The sequence below is a fragment of the Micromonospora sp. NBRC 110009 genome, assembly GCF_030518795.1.
Taxonomy (GTDB): domain Bacteria; phylum Actinomycetota; class Actinomycetes; order Mycobacteriales; family Micromonosporaceae; genus Micromonospora.
Genome location: NZ_CP130427.1, coordinates 2,892,773 through 2,905,401 on the forward strand (window position 1 = coordinate 2,892,773; position 12,629 = coordinate 2,905,401).

14 protein-coding genes are annotated in these 12,629 nt (G+C 73.0%); 9 read left to right on the forward strand and 5 right to left on the reverse strand.

Annotated elements, in window-relative coordinates; genetic code table 11:
• Positions 1-23: 23 nt before the first annotated feature.
• Positions 24-698: a response regulator gene (locus tag Q2K19_RS13880; RefSeq protein WP_302771265.1), complete on the reverse strand. Its 675-nt coding sequence runs from the start codon at positions 696-698 to the stop codon at positions 24-26.
• Complete coding sequence (locus Q2K19_RS13885; RefSeq protein ID WP_302771266.1) at positions 695-2,335, reverse strand: sensor histidine kinase; 1,641 nt, start codon at positions 2,333-2,335, stop codon at positions 695-697. The genes Q2K19_RS13880 and Q2K19_RS13885 overlap by 4 nt, the downstream gene beginning before the upstream one ends.
• A 99-nt stretch (positions 2,336-2,434) precedes the next feature.
• Here Q2K19_RS13885 and Q2K19_RS13890 point away from each other — a divergent pair, with 99 nt between their 5' ends.
• Genes Q2K19_RS13890 through rraA form a run of 6 tightly spaced genes read left to right on the forward strand, consistent with a single transcriptional unit; the run spans position 2,435 to position 7,759 of the window.
• Positions 2,435-3,442, forward strand: a complete 1,008-nt coding sequence (locus tag Q2K19_RS13890) for a Bug family tripartite tricarboxylate transporter substrate binding protein (RefSeq protein ID WP_302771267.1) — start codon at positions 2,435-2,437, stop codon at positions 3,440-3,442.
• On the forward strand, positions 3,439-4,164 hold the full coding sequence (locus tag Q2K19_RS13895; RefSeq protein ID WP_302771268.1) for a tripartite tricarboxylate transporter TctB family protein: 726 nt from the start codon (positions 3,439-3,441) through the stop codon (positions 4,162-4,164). The genes Q2K19_RS13890 and Q2K19_RS13895 overlap by 4 nt, the downstream gene beginning before the upstream one ends.
• On the forward strand, positions 4,165-5,667 hold the full coding sequence (locus Q2K19_RS13900) for a tripartite tricarboxylate transporter permease (RefSeq protein ID WP_302771269.1): 1,503 nt from the start codon (positions 4,165-4,167) through the stop codon (positions 5,665-5,667).
• Entirely contained in the window at positions 5,664-6,056 is a 393-nt protein-coding gene (locus Q2K19_RS13905; RefSeq protein WP_302771270.1) for a universal stress protein, read from the forward strand. Before Q2K19_RS13900 ends, Q2K19_RS13905 begins: the two co-directional genes overlap by 4 nt.
• Positions 6,057-7,256: an MFS transporter gene (locus Q2K19_RS13910; RefSeq protein ID WP_302771271.1), complete on the forward strand. Its 1,200-nt coding sequence runs from the start codon at positions 6,057-6,059 to the stop codon at positions 7,254-7,256.
• Between the two features lie 17 nt (positions 7,257-7,273).
• Positions 7,274-7,759, forward strand: coding sequence for a ribonuclease E activity regulator RraA (gene rraA / locus Q2K19_RS13915; protein ID WP_302771273.1), 486 nt, complete (start codon positions 7,274-7,276; stop codon positions 7,757-7,759).
• On the opposite strand, the gene Q2K19_RS13920 is transcribed toward rraA, so the two are convergent.
• Positions 7,756-8,565, reverse strand: coding sequence for a hypothetical protein (locus Q2K19_RS13920; RefSeq protein WP_302771274.1), 810 nt, complete (start codon positions 8,563-8,565; stop codon positions 7,756-7,758). The two genes, rraA and Q2K19_RS13920, sit on opposite strands and share 4 nt — an antisense overlap.
• A gap of 73 nt (positions 8,566-8,638) precedes the next feature.
• Between Q2K19_RS13920 and Q2K19_RS13925 the strand changes: the two genes are divergently transcribed.
• Together Q2K19_RS13925 and Q2K19_RS13930 are read left to right on the forward strand one after the other, a co-directional pair.
• The gene (locus Q2K19_RS13925; RefSeq protein WP_302771275.1) at positions 8,639-9,583 is read left to right on the forward strand and encodes a Ppx/GppA phosphatase family protein; all 945 of its coding nucleotides are present in this window, start codon (positions 8,639-8,641) and stop codon (positions 9,581-9,583) included.
• Positions 9,584-9,660: 77 nt separating this feature from the next.
• Entirely contained in the window at positions 9,661-10,467 is an 807-nt protein-coding gene (locus Q2K19_RS13930) for a sugar phosphate isomerase/epimerase family protein (RefSeq protein ID WP_302771276.1), read from the forward strand.
• 43 nt (positions 10,468-10,510) lie between these two features.
• Here Q2K19_RS13930 and Q2K19_RS13935 read toward each other — a convergent pair whose 3' ends face one another.
• On the reverse strand, positions 10,511-11,089 hold the full coding sequence (locus Q2K19_RS13935) for a CGNR zinc finger domain-containing protein (protein WP_302771277.1): 579 nt from the start codon (positions 11,087-11,089) through the stop codon (positions 10,511-10,513).
• Between the two features lie 203 nt (positions 11,090-11,292).
• Here Q2K19_RS13935 and Q2K19_RS13940 point away from each other — a divergent pair, with 203 nt between their 5' ends.
• A complete protein-coding gene (locus Q2K19_RS13940; protein WP_302771279.1) occupies positions 11,293-12,213 on the forward strand; it encodes a proline dehydrogenase family protein in 921 nt (306 codons plus the stop codon).
• A 1-nt stretch (position 12,214) separates the two neighbouring features.
• Here Q2K19_RS13940 and Q2K19_RS13945 read toward each other — a convergent pair whose 3' ends face one another.
• Positions 12,215-12,619 (reverse strand): VOC family protein, encoded by a 405-nt coding sequence (locus Q2K19_RS13945; protein WP_302771281.1) that lies wholly within the window; start codon positions 12,617-12,619, stop codon positions 12,215-12,217.
• Positions 12,620-12,629 lie beyond the last annotated feature (10 nt).

Here is a 12,629-nt window from a genome sequence, read left to right on the forward strand (position 1 = left end):
GCCGCAGCGACGGGGCGGCCCGGTCAGGCCACCCAGGCGTAGCGGCGCTCCGGGCGGCCCGCCGCGCCGTACTTCAGGCTCACCTCGGCCCGGCCGGTGCCGGCGTAGTGCTCCAGGTAGCGGCGGGCGCTGACCCGGGAGATGCCGACCCGGTCGGCGCACTCGCTGGCCGACAGCGTCCCCTCGTGCTCGCGCAGGGCGCGTTCCACCAGCTCGGCGGTCTCCGGGCTGAGGCCCCGGGGCAGCGCCGGGGCGGTGGCCACCGAGCCGCTGCGGGAGAGCACCCGGTCCACGTCCGCCTGGTCGGCGACGACCGCCGCGCGCAGTGCGGCCCGGCGGGCGGCGTACTGCTCCAGCCGGGTGCGCAGCTCGTCGAAGCCGAACGGCTTGAGCAGGTAGTTGACCGCGCCGTAGCGGACCGCCCGGCGGACCGCCTCGGCCTCCCGGGCGGCGCTGATCACCAGCACGTCGCAGTCGTGCCGAGCGGCGCGGATCCGGGTCACCACGTCCAGGCCGAACATGTCCGGCAGGTAGAGGTCGAGCAGGACCAGGTCGGGGCGGAGCTGGTCCACCGCGGCCACGGCCTGTTCGCCGGTGCTGGCGGTGCCGACCACGCGGAAGCCGTCGATCCGCTCGACGAAACCGCGGTGGATCCGCGCCACCATGAAGTCGTCGTCGACGACCAGTACGTCGATCATCGCGCCTCCTCCATCATGCTGGCCAGCACGGACATCCGCGCGGTGAACATGGCGCCCTCGTCGGTGTTGGTCACCGCCACCTCACCGCCGCGACGGTGACACACCAGCCGGGTGAGCGCCAGGCCGATGCCGCGCTCGCCGCTGTGGGCCGCCTTGGTGGTGAAGCCGTGGGTGAAGACCTCCTGCGCCAGTTCCGGCGCGACGCCGGGGCCGGAGTCGCGGACCACGATCTCCACCGAGGAGGCGTCCTGGCGCAGCTCGACCTCCACCCAGGCGGGGCGGTCGGACGAGTCCCCGGCCACCGCCTCGACCGCGTTGTCGACCAGGTTGCCCAGCACGGTGGCGACGTCCGCCGCCAGCTCGGGCGGCAGCCGGTCCAGCCCGGTCCGCTCGGAGATCCGCAGTTGCACCCGGCGCTCCGCGGCGACCGCCGACTTGGCCATCACCAGCGCCGCCACCGCGGTGTCGTGGATCCGGCTGGTGACCGTGAGGTCCAGCGACGCCCGGTGCCGGCTCAGCGCGTCGACGTAGCGGACCACCTCGTCGTGCTCGCCGATCTGGATCAGCCCGGAGATGGTGTGCAGCTGGTTGGCGAACTCGTGGGTCTGCGCCCGGAGCAGCTCCGTGGTGCTGCGGAACCCGCCGATCTCCTGCTCCAGCCGGGCCAGCTCGGTCCGGTCCCGCAGCGTGGTGACCGAGCCGAGCCGGCGGCCGTCCTTGCGGACCGTCATCCGGTTCATCACCAGCACCCGGCCGCCCCGGACCACCACCTGGTCCCGGGCCTCCGGGCCGCCGCCCGCGCCGGCCAGGACGTCCCGCAGTCGGCCGTTGATCCGCAGCTCGGCGAGGCTGCGGCCGAGGCAGTGCTCGGGCAGGTCGAGCAGCCGCCGGCCGACCGCGTTGACCAGGGTGACCCGGTGCTGCGGGTCGAGCGCGATCACCCCCTCGGCGATGCCGTGCAGCAGTGCCTCCCGGTGCTCGGCCAGCCCGGCGATCTCGCGTGGCTCCAGGCCGAGGGTCTGCCGCTTGATCCGCCGGGCCAGCAGCCACGACCCGACCACCCCGAGGCCGCAGGCGATGCCCAGGTAGGTGAGCAGGTATGACGACGCCCCGACCAGCCGCTGCGACCAGGTACGGGACGCCTCGCCGACCACCACCACGCCGAGGTTCCGGCCCAGGGTGGTGCCGGGGTCGTCGCCGAGCACCGGCACCTGCGCCACCAGCTCCCGTGACCCGTCCACCTCCAGCTCGCCGGACCAGCTCCGGCCCCGCGCCACGGCCGGGTCGCCGAGCCTCACCGGGCTGCCCACCAGCGTCGGGTTGGTGGAGGCCACCACCCGGCCCCGGGCGTCCGCCACGGTCACCGAGGTCACCCCGGACTGGTTGAAGATGTTCTGCACCAGCGGGGCGATCGCCTCGGCGGGCGCCGGCTGGTCGAGCTGGTCGCGGAGCAGCGGGCTGCCGGCGAGCTGTTCGCCCAGGGCGGCGACCCGACGCCCCTCGACCCGGTTGAAGGTCGCCGCCGACTGGGCCAGCGACACGGCGGCCACCGCCACCAGCACCACGACGATGATCGCGAGCTGGAGAACGAGCAGCTGCCCGGCGAGGGTACGACGCCGGGACGTGACCGCGACCACAAAGACCTCAACTTCCGCTGGTGACACAACGCAGACAAGCTGCCCACGTGGAGGCCACCATCTTGCCGCTGGACTCATTCGAAACGGAAGAGAAACAAGATGGCAACTAGGAGAAACGTGCTGGTCATGGGGGTCGCCGCCGCCACGGCGCTGGCCCTGGCTGCCTGTGGCGCCACCGCCGACAAGAACGAGGGCGGCTCCAGCAACGACGGCAAGCCGGTGACCGGTCTGCGGATCATGGTCCCGAACACCCCGGGTGGCGGATACGACACCACGGCCCGGACCGCCGCGAAGGTGATGGAGGACGCCAAGATCGCCACCGGCGTGCAGGTGTTCAACCTGCCCGGCGCGGGCGGCACGGTCGGCCTCCAGCGGACCGTGAACGAGAAGGGCAACGGCAAGCTCGCCATGCAGATGGGCCTGGGCGTGGTCGGTGCCTCGTACACCTCCAAGTCCGCGGCGACGCTGACCCAGACCACCCCGCTCGCGAAGATGATCGAGGAGGCCGGCGCCATCGTGGTGCCGAAGGACTCCCCGTACAAGACCATCAATGACCTGGTCGCGGCCTGGAAGGCCAACCCCAAGGGCATCGCGGTCGGCGGCGGCTCGTCGCCGGGCGGCCCGGACCACCTGCTGCCGATGCAGCTCGCGAAGACCGTCGGGATCGACCCCCGCCAGGTCAACTTCGTCTCGTACGACGGCGGCGGCGAGCTGCTGCCGGCCGTGCTCGGCGGCAAGGTGGCCTTCGGCGCCAGCGGCTTCGGCGAGTTCCTCGACCAGGTCGAGGCCGGCCAGATCCGCGTCCTCGCGGTGACCAGCGAGGCGCCGATCGAGGCCCTCAAGGACGTGCCGACCCTGAAGTCGTCCGGCATCGACCTGGTCTTCACCAACTGGCGGGGCATCGTCGCGCCCCCCGGCATCAGCGACGCCGACAAGAAGGTCTGGATCGACGTGCTGACCAAGATGCACGAGTCGGAGGAGTGGAAGGCCGAGCTGAAGAAGCGCGGCTGGACCGACGCGTTCGTCACCGGCGACGAGTTCGGCACCTTCCTGACCGAGCAGGACAAGGCAGTCGCCGACGTGCTCAAGCAGCTCGGGTTGGCATGACCGGGATGACGACCCGGCCGGACCGGGGCGGCGACCCGCCGTCCCGGCCCCCGGCCGTACCGAACGTGCCGGAACAGGCGGCGCCGCCGGACCGGGAGACGGGCGGCCTGCCCCCCGCGCCCGCCCCGGTCGCGGACCCGCCGGCCGTCGACCCGGCGGGGCAACCCGCCGGGTCGGCGGCACCACCGGCGGACACCGGGCCGGACGGTGAAGGGGCGGCGGAGAGCCCAGCGCCCAAGCGGGACCGGGCGCAGTACGGCGTGTGCGCCTTCCTGGCCCTGGTCGGCGGGCTGGTCATCTTCGACGCGACGACCCGGATCGGGAGCGCGATCAACACCGCCGACCCGATCGGCCCGAAGCCGGTGCCGATCCTGCTCGGCGTGCTGCTGCTGATCATCGCGGCGATCTACGCGGTGGACGTGGCCCGCGGCGGCGCCGGCGAGCCGGAGGCCGGCGAGGACGTCGACCTGACCATGCCCATCGACTGGCGGACCGTGCTGCTGCTGATCGGCGCGTTCCTGGTCAACGCCGTGCTGATCGAACCGCTCGGCTGGGTGATCAGCGGGACGATCCTCTTCTGGGGCTCGGCCTACGCGCTCGGCAACCGCCACTACGTCCGGAATCTGCTGATCGCCGTCGCGCTGTCGCTGATCACGTTCTACACCTTCGCCATCGGGCTCGGCGTCGACCTGCCCGCCGGCGTACTGCAAGGGATCCTGTAGATGGACAACCTCGCCAACCTGCTCGACGGGTTCGGCCATGTGCTGACCCCGATGAACCTGCTGTTCGCGCTGCTCGGCGTGACCATCGGCACCGCCGTCGGGGTGCTCCCCGGTATCGGGCCGGCGATGACCGTGGCGCTGCTGCTGCCGGTCACCTACGGGATGGAGCCGGCCCAGGCGTTCATCATGTTCGCCGGCATCTTCTACGGCGGCATGTACGGCGGCTCGACCACCTCGATCCTGCTGAACACCCCGGGCGAGTCGTCGTCGGTGGTGACCGCGATCGAGGGCAACAAGATGGCGAAGGCCGGCCGGGCCGCGCAGGCCCTGGCCACGGCGGCGATCGGCTCGTTCGTCGCCGGCACCATCGCCACCCTGCTGCTCGTGGTGGTCACGCCGCCGGTGGTGTCGTTCGCGATCAGCCTCGGCTCGCCCGACTACTTCGCGCTGATGCTGCTGTCGTTCGTGTCGGTCACCGCGGTGCTCGGCGCGTCCCGGGTACGCGGGTTCGCCTCGCTGCTGCTCGGCCTGGTGATCGGCGTGATCGGCATCGACCAGTCCGGTCAGCAGCGGCTCACCTTCGGGTTGCCGCAGCTCGCCGACGGCATCGACATCGTCGTGGTCGCGGTCGGCATCTTCGCCGTCGGCGAGGCGCTCTGGATCGCCGCGCACCTGCGCCGCAAGGCCGGCGAGGTGATCCCGGTGGGCCAGCCGTGGATTGGGCGGCAGGACTGGAAGCGGTCCTGGAAGCCGTGGCTGCGCGGCACCGCGTACGGCTTCCCGTTCGGTGCGGTGCCCGCCGGTGGGGCGGAGATCCCGACCTTCCTGTCGTACGTCACCGAGAAGAAGCTGTCGAAGCACCCGGAGGAGTTCGGTCGGGGTGCGATCGAGGGAGTCGCCGGCCCGGAGGCGGCCAACAACGCCTCGGCCGCCGGCACGCTGGTGCCGATGCTGGCGCTCGGCCTGCCCACCAACGCCACCGCCGCGGTGATGCTCGCCGCCTTCGAGGGGTACGGCATCCAGCCGGGGCCGCTGCTCTTCTCGAAGGAGTCCACCCTGGTGTGGACGCTGATCGCCAGCCTTTTCATCGGCAACCTGCTGCTGCTGGTGCTCAACCTGCCGCTCGCCCCGGCCTGGGCGCGCCTGCTGCGGATCCCGCGCCCGTACCTCTACGCCGGGATCCTCTTCTTCGCGTCGATGGGCGCGTACGCGGTCAACGCCCAACCGTTCGACCTGTTCCTGCTGCTCGCCCTAGGTCTGCTCGGCTTCGGCATGCGACGCTTCGGGCTGCCGATCCTGCCGCTGATCGTCGGCATCATCCTCGGCCCGCGCGCCGAGCTGCACGGCCGGCGGGCGCTGCAGCTCTCCGGCGGTGAGCTGCACGGGCTGATCGGCGGCTGGGTGTCCTGGGTCATCTACGCCACGATCGCGGTGGTGCTCCTCTGGCCGCTGATCGGTCGGTTCGTGGTCCGTCCGCTGCGCGGAAAGGTGGTGACCGCATGACGGTGCTGGTGGGATACGTGCCCTCCCCGCTCGGTGAGGCGGCCCTGCAGGCCGCCATCGAGCAGGCCCGGTTCCGCGACGAGCCGTTGCTGGTGGTGAACACCTCGCGCGGCGACGCGTACGTCGATCCGCGCTTCGCCCAGGAGCCCGACCTGGAGCGGCTGACCCGCGAGCTGGTCGCCGCCGGGGTGCCGCACAACGTCCGGCAGCTCATGCGCGGGCGGGACGCGGCCGAGGAGATCGCCGAGATCGTCGAGGCGGAGGAGATCTCGCTGGTCGTCATCGGGATCCGGCACCGCACCCCGGTCGGCAAGCTGATCATGGGGTCGACCGCGCAGGAGATCCTGCTCCGGGTGCCCTGCCCGGTCCTCGCGGTGAAGGCCGACTGAGTGGCGCCCGGGGACCTCGCCGGCCCCGGGCGCGCCCAGACCGTGCTGCTGCTCGTACACACCGTCGTGGTGCAGGCGGTCACTTTCATGCTCCGGCCGGCGTCCGCCTACCGGGCGTTGGAGCTGGACGTTCCGGGGGCCTGGCTGGGCGTGCTCGGCGCCAGCTTCGCGGTCGTACCGCTGCTGCTGGCCGTCCCGTCCGGACACGCGGTCGACCGGTTCGGCGAGCGCCGGATCGCGCTCGCCGGGTCGACCCTGCTCGCCGCCGCCGGCCTCGGCTTCGTGCTGCTGGCCGGCTCGGTGATCGGGCTGGTGGTGGCCAGCATGCTGCTCGGCACCGCGCACCTGTGTGCGGTGGTGGCCCAGCAGGCGCTGGTCGCCAACCGCACCCCGGCCGACCGGTACGACGCCGCCTTCGGCTACTACACCTTCGCCGCGTCGCTGGGTCAGGCGCTTGGCCCCGGCCTGATCGTGCTCTTCGGCGGGGACCGCTCGATCCCGGACACCCGGGCCATCTTCCTCGGCGCCACCGCGGTGGCGGTGCCGCTGCTCGTCGTCGCCCTGTTCCTGCGCCCCTCCGGACACCACCGGGAGGCCGCCGCCGGGCCCGGCGCGGGCGGGCTGCGCGACCTGCTGCGCCAGCCCGGCCTGGTCCGCGCCCTCACGGTCAGCTGCGTGGCCCTGGCGGCGGTCGACATCAGCCTGGTCTACCTGCCCGCCCTCGGCACGGAACGCGGTATCGCCGCCGGTTCGATCGGCGTGCTGCTCGGCGTCCGGGCGGTCGCCTCGATGGCGTCCCGGCTGCTGCTCGGCCGGCTGGTCGCGGCCCTCGGGCGGCGGGTCGTGCTGGTCGGCACCGTGGCGCTCTCCGCCGTCGGAATCGGCCTGCTGCTGCCGCCGCTGCCGTTCCCGGTGCTCGTCCTCGTGGTGACCGTCGCCGGGCTGGGACTCGGTGCGGGCCAGCCGCTGACCATGTCGTTCCTGGCCGAGGTGGCCCCGCCCGGGCTGCGGGGCCGGGCCATGTCGCTGCGGCTCACCGGCAACCGGCTCGGCCAGGTCCTCATCCCCAGCGCCGCCGGGGTGCTCGCTGCGGGAGCCGGCGCGGCCGGCGTCCTCGGCTGCACCGCCGCCGGCCTCGGCGCGGCGGCCGTGGCCGCCACCCGCCTGCACCGCCCACCGCCCGCGAGTCCCAGCCCCTGACGGAGAGAAGGACGCCCATGGAGACACCGACGACCGCCGACCTCTACGACCGGTACGGCGAGGCCCTCGGCTCGTGCGACACGCAACTGCGCCAGTTCGGTGCGGTGCGCGCCTTCGGCGGACCGGCCGTCACGGTGCGCTGCTTCGAGGACAACGCCCTGGTCAAGTCGATCGTCTCGGAGCCCGGGGAGGGCCGGGTCCTGGTGGTGGACGGCGGCGGCTCCCGGCACACCGCCCTGATGGGCGACCTCATCGCCGGCACGGCGGCGGAGAACGGCTGGGCGGGCGTGGTGATCAACGGCGCGGTGCGCGACGTCGCCGCCCTGCGCACCCTTTCGATCGGCATCAAGGCGCTCGGCACGAACCCGCGCAAGAGCGCCAAGACCGGTGCCGGTGAGCGGGACGTGCCGGTGTTCTTCGGCAACTGCGTCTTCACGCCCGGCGCCGAGGTCTACAGCGACGACGATGGCGTGGTGGTCCTGCCGGTGGTCGGGCGGGACTAGCCCTCGCTGGCCGGGTGCGGGGCGACCTGGCCCTGGCGGAGGCGGGCGGCGCAGAGTTCGGCCAGCTTCGCGTACGCGGGGGCGCCGATCAGCGCGGTCAGCTCCGGGCCGTACGAGACGTACATCGGCTCGGCGCCGACGTGCGCGTCCGTGGAGGAGGTGCACCACCAGTCCAGGTCGTGCCCGCCCGCACCCCAGCCCCGCCGGTCGAACTCGCTCAGGGTGGAGATCAGCACCTTGGTGTTGTCCGGCCGCTTGTGCCACTCCTGGTCCCGGCGGATCGGGAGCTGCCAGCAGACGTCCGGCTTGTACTCCAGCGGGTGCACCCCGTCCCGCAGCGCCTGGGCGTGCAGCGCGCAGCCGCCCCCGCCGGGGAAGTCGGCGTCGTTGAGGAAGACGCACGGCGCGTCGACGTCCCGGGTGGCCGTACGCCGGGCCGGGTTCTTCCCGTCGATCGTGTCGTTTTCGGTCCAGTTCTTGAAGCCCCGGCGGAAGTGCTGCCAGGTCTGCGGGGTGAGCCGCTTGACCGCCGCCCGGACCCGCTTCTCGTCGTCGGCGTCGGTGAAGAACGCCCCGTGCGAGCAGCAGCCGTCGGCGGCCCGGCCGGCGATGATGCCGTGGCAGCCCTTGCCGAAGATGCACGTCCACCGGGAGAGCAGCCAGGTCAGGTCGGCCCGGACCAGGTGCTTCTCGTCCGCCGGGTCGAGGAACTCGATCCACTCCCGGGGGAAGTCCAGCTCCACCTCCCGGCTCCGCGGGTCGTCCGGGTCGTCCACCAGCACCTGCAGCTCGATCTGCCCTGTCACCCGGACCAGCGTACGCGGGGTGACCCGGGCCGGCCGGCGAGCCGGCAAAACGTGTTGGCCCTAGGGTCGACACATGCGACTGGGTGTCCTCGACGTCGGTTCCAACACGGTGCACCTGCTGGTGGTCGACGCCCACCACGGCGCCCACCCCTGGCCGGCGCACTCGGAGAAGGTGGTGCTGCGGCTGGCCGAGCAGATCGGCCCGGACGGCGCGCTCACCGACGCGGGCGCCGACGGGCTGGTCAAGGCGGTCGGCATGGCCCGGGCGGCGGCGGACGGGCTGGCCGCCGACGATCTGCTGGCCTTCGCCACCAGCGCGGTCCGCGAGGCCACCAACGCCGGCGAGGTGCTGGCCCGGGTCCGCGACGAGACCGGCGTACGCCTGGAGGTGCTCTCCGGCGCGGACGAGGCGCGGATGACCTTCCTGGCGGTGCGGCGGTGGTTCGGCTGGTCCGCCGGCCGGCTGCTGGGGATGGACATCGGCGGCGGCTCGCTGGAGCTGGCCGCCGGCATCGACGAGGACCCGGGCGTGGCGATCTCGCTGCCGCTGGGCGCGGGGCGGTTGAGCCGGGAGTGGCTCAGGGTCGACCCGGCTGGCGCCGTGCCGCCGCCCGCCGAGGCGGTGGAGGAGCTCCGGGAGTACGTCGACGCCCAGCTCGAACCGGTGGTGAAGCAGCTCACCGAGGTCGGCTGGGAGCGCCCGGTGGCCACCTCGAAGACGTTCCGGATGTTGGCCCGGCTGGCCGGTGCGGCCCCCTCCGGCGCCGGGCTGTGGGCCCGGCGCAGCCTGACCCGGACGGGGCTGCGGCAGGTGCTCGGGTTCATCCGGCACATCCCGCCGGCCCAGCTGCCCGAGCTGGAGGGGGTCAGCGCGCAGCGGGCCCACCAGCTCCTCGCCGGGGCGGTGGTGGCCGAGGCGGTGATGCGCCGGCTCGACGTGGACTGCCTGGACATCTGCCCGTGGGCGCTGCGCGAGGGGGTCATCCTCCGCCGGCTTGATCAACTTGCCCCGATGTGATCCCGGCGGGCCGATGTCGTCCGCTTTGCGGATGCTCGTCCCGATGCTCGGTGGCGGGTGCGGTTACCCTGAGGGACGTGACTTCGCGCGTCCCGGTGCTCCTGTCCAGTTCCTCGGTCTTCCCTGAGCGGACCGCGGCGGCGTTCCAGTTGGCCGCCGCGCTCGGCTACGACGGCGTCGAGGTGATGGTCTGGACCGACGTGGTGAGCCAGGACCCGGGCGCCCTGCGCGGCCTGGCCGACCACTACGGCGTGCCGGTCCTCTCGGTGCACGCGCCCTGCCTGCTGGTCACCCAGCGGGTGTGGAGCCCGGACCCGTGGGAGCGGCTCCGCAAGGCCGCCGAGCTGGCCGAGACCCTCGAGGCGCCCACCGTCGTGGTGCACCCGCCGTTCACCTGGCAGCGCGACTACGCCCGCAACTTCGCCGAGGGCCTGGCGACGATCGAGGAGCAGTTCGGCGGGCTGCGGTTCGCGGTGGAGAACATGTACCCGGTGCGGATGGCCGGCCGGCAGTTCGTCCCGTACGTCCCGGGCTGGGACCCGACCGACACCGGCTACGCCTCCTACACCCTGGACCTGTCGCACTGCGCCGCCTCGCACACCGGCGCCCTGGCGATGGCCGACCGGATGGGCGCCGGGCTGGCGCACGTGCACCTGGGTGACGGCACCGGCGAGGGACGCGACGAGCACCTGGTGCCCGGGCGGGGCGGGCAGCCCTGCGCGGAGCTGCTCCGCTCGCTGGCCGGCCGCGGGTTCACCGGCTCGGTCGCGGTGGAGGTGACCACGCGGGGCGCCAAGAGCCGCGCCGTGCGCGAGGACGACCTGCGCGAGGCGCTGGAATTCGCCCGCGCCAACCTCACCGCCCCCTCCCCGGTCGACGCCTGACCGGCGACGGCGCCAGGTCGCCGGGCTGGAGTCCTCGGGCGGGTCAGCTCACCGGGGTGAGGGTCTCGGCCGCCTGGGCGGGCACCGCCACCTGCTCGCCGATCGCGGCCCGCTTGCGGGCCCGGTGGGCGGCCACGTGGGAGCGGGTCGCGCAGCGCTCCGAGCAGAACCGCCGGCAGCAGTTGGAGGACGTGTCCAGGTAGACGTTCCCGCAGCGCTCGTCGGCGCAGACGCCGAACCGGGCGCTGCCGTATTCGCAGAGCCAGACCGACAGGCCCCAGACCGCGCCGGCCAGGTATTCCGAGCTGACCGAGGCACCCCGGCTGGTCACGTGCATGTGCCAGTCGCTCGAGTCGTGGCCGGAGATGCGCGGCTGCACCGGGAACGCCTCCAGCAGCGTGTTCAGCTCGGACACCGCCTCGGTGTCCCGGCCCGAGGTGCCGTACTCGAAGATGTCACGCAGGCGCTTCTGCGCCCGCCGGAAGATCGCCAGGTCCCGCTCCGCGACCTCGTCCCGCATCCACGCGTTGTCGTCGGGGAAGAGGGCCCGCAGGTCGTCGAGGTCGTCCAGGCGGGCGTTGACAAGATCAACGCCGGTCCGGGCGTACGCGTCGAAGTTCACGACACCAACGGTAGACGACTCACGGCGTGTGCGGCGCGTCGATGTAGTGGGGCAGGAACCGCGCGTAACCGTCCGTGATGAGGCTCTCGCTCTCGCGTTGATCGTTTGTCGTCGACCGCCGCCCCGATGCCTGTCCGAACGCTGGGTGACGGTTGGCCGCCGCCCCCCGGCGCGGGGCCACGGCCGGGCGTTACGCTCAGCTCATGCTCCGTTCCGTCATCCTCGCCGCCTCCCGGTCATCCCAGGTCGAGCGGCTCGTCGCGACGGCCCCGTTCACCCGGGACGTCGTCCGCCGGTTCGTCGCCGGCGCCGGCACCGACGACGCGCTGCGCGCGACCCGCGCGCTCGTCGCCGACGGCCAGACGGTCACCCTCGACTACCTCGGCGAGGACACCGTCACCCCCGAGCAGGCGAACGCCACCCGGGACGAATACCTCAAGCTGCTGCGGCTGCTCGGCGCCGCCGAGCTCACCCCGGCGGCCGAGGTGAGCGTGAAACTCTCCGCCCTCGGGCAGATGTTCGACGAGCAGCTCGCGTACGACAACGCGCGGGCGATCTGCGCGGCGGCCGACGCGGCGGGCACCACGGTCACCCTGGACATGGAGGACCACACCACCACCGACTCGACCCTGGACATCCTCGCCAAGCTGCGCAAGGACTACCCGTCGACCGGCGCGGTGCTCCAGGCGTACCTGCGGCGGACCGAGTCGGACTGCCGGGAGCTCTCCGGCGCGGGGTCCCGGGTGCGGCTGTGCAAGGGCGCCTACAAGGAGCCGGAGTCGGTGGCCTACCAGTCCGCCCGCGAGGTGGACAAGTCCTACGTGCGCTGCATGAACGTGCTGATGGCCGGGGACGGTTACCCGATGCTGGCCACTCACGACCCGCGGCTGATCGCGATCGGCGAGGACCGGGCCCGCTGGTTCGACCGCGGCCCGGAGCGGTTCGAGTTCCAGATGCTGTACGGCATCCGCCCCGAGGAGCAGCGGCGGCTCGTCGGCGAGGGCTACACGGTGCGCACCTACGTCCCCTACGGCGACGAGTGGTACGGCTACCTGATGCGCCGGCTGGCCGAGCGCCCGGCGAACCTGATGTTCTTCGGCCGCGCGCTGGTCTCCAAGAAGTGACTCAGCCGTTCGACCAGGCCCGGGTGCAGAGCACCAGGCGGTAGCCGTCCGGGTCGGCGAACGTGATCCCCCAGCGGTCCCAGTACGGGCCGGCGGAGACCCTGGTCCCGCCGGCCCGTTCCAGTCTCGCGACCAGGTCGTCGTCGGCCGGCCCGTCGAGGTAGAGCACGAACAGGTCCTCCGCGGTCGGGCTCGGCGCGACGATGAGGTGCTCCCCACCGACCAGTTCCAGGTGCCAGGCCGCGCCCGGCCAGCCCAGCATCACCAGGTCGTGCTCGCCGGGACCGTCGGCCGCCCCTCGGTACAGGACGTCCAGGCCCAGGCCGTCGGCCCAGAACCGTTCGGCGGCGGCCAGGTCCTGGCTGGGGCGGGCGAGGCGGACATGGGTGTCTGCGGTGAGGGGCATGGGCAAGATC

What these genes read in the sequence shown, in the direction of transcription:
- Q2K19_RS13905 (WP_302771270.1), top strand. Translation starts at nt 5,664, where the DNA reads ATGACGGTGCTGGTGGGATACGTGCCCTCCCCGCTCGGTGAGGCGGCC.
- rraA (WP_302771273.1), top strand. Translation starts at nt 7,274, where the DNA reads ATGGAGACACCGACGACCGCCGACCTCTACGACCGGTACGGCGAGGCC.
- Q2K19_RS13945 (WP_302771281.1), bottom strand. Translation starts at nt 12,619, where the DNA reads ATGCCCCTCACCGCAGACACCCATGTCCGCCTCGCCCGCCCCAGCCAG.
- Q2K19_RS13900 (WP_302771269.1), top strand. Translation starts at nt 4,165, where the DNA reads ATGGACAACCTCGCCAACCTGCTCGACGGGTTCGGCCATGTGCTGACC.
- Q2K19_RS13880 (WP_302771265.1), bottom strand. Translation starts at nt 698, where the DNA reads ATGATCGACGTACTGGTCGTCGACGACGACTTCATGGTGGCGCGGATC.
- Q2K19_RS13940 (WP_302771279.1), top strand. Translation starts at nt 11,293, where the DNA reads ATGCTCCGTTCCGTCATCCTCGCCGCCTCCCGGTCATCCCAGGTCGAG.
- Q2K19_RS13925 (WP_302771275.1), top strand. Translation starts at nt 8,639, where the DNA reads ATGCGACTGGGTGTCCTCGACGTCGGTTCCAACACGGTGCACCTGCTG.
- Q2K19_RS13890 (WP_302771267.1), top strand. Translation starts at nt 2,435, where the DNA reads ATGGCAACTAGGAGAAACGTGCTGGTCATGGGGGTCGCCGCCGCCACG.
- Q2K19_RS13895 (WP_302771268.1), top strand. Translation starts at nt 3,439, where the DNA reads ATGACCGGGATGACGACCCGGCCGGACCGGGGCGGCGACCCGCCGTCC.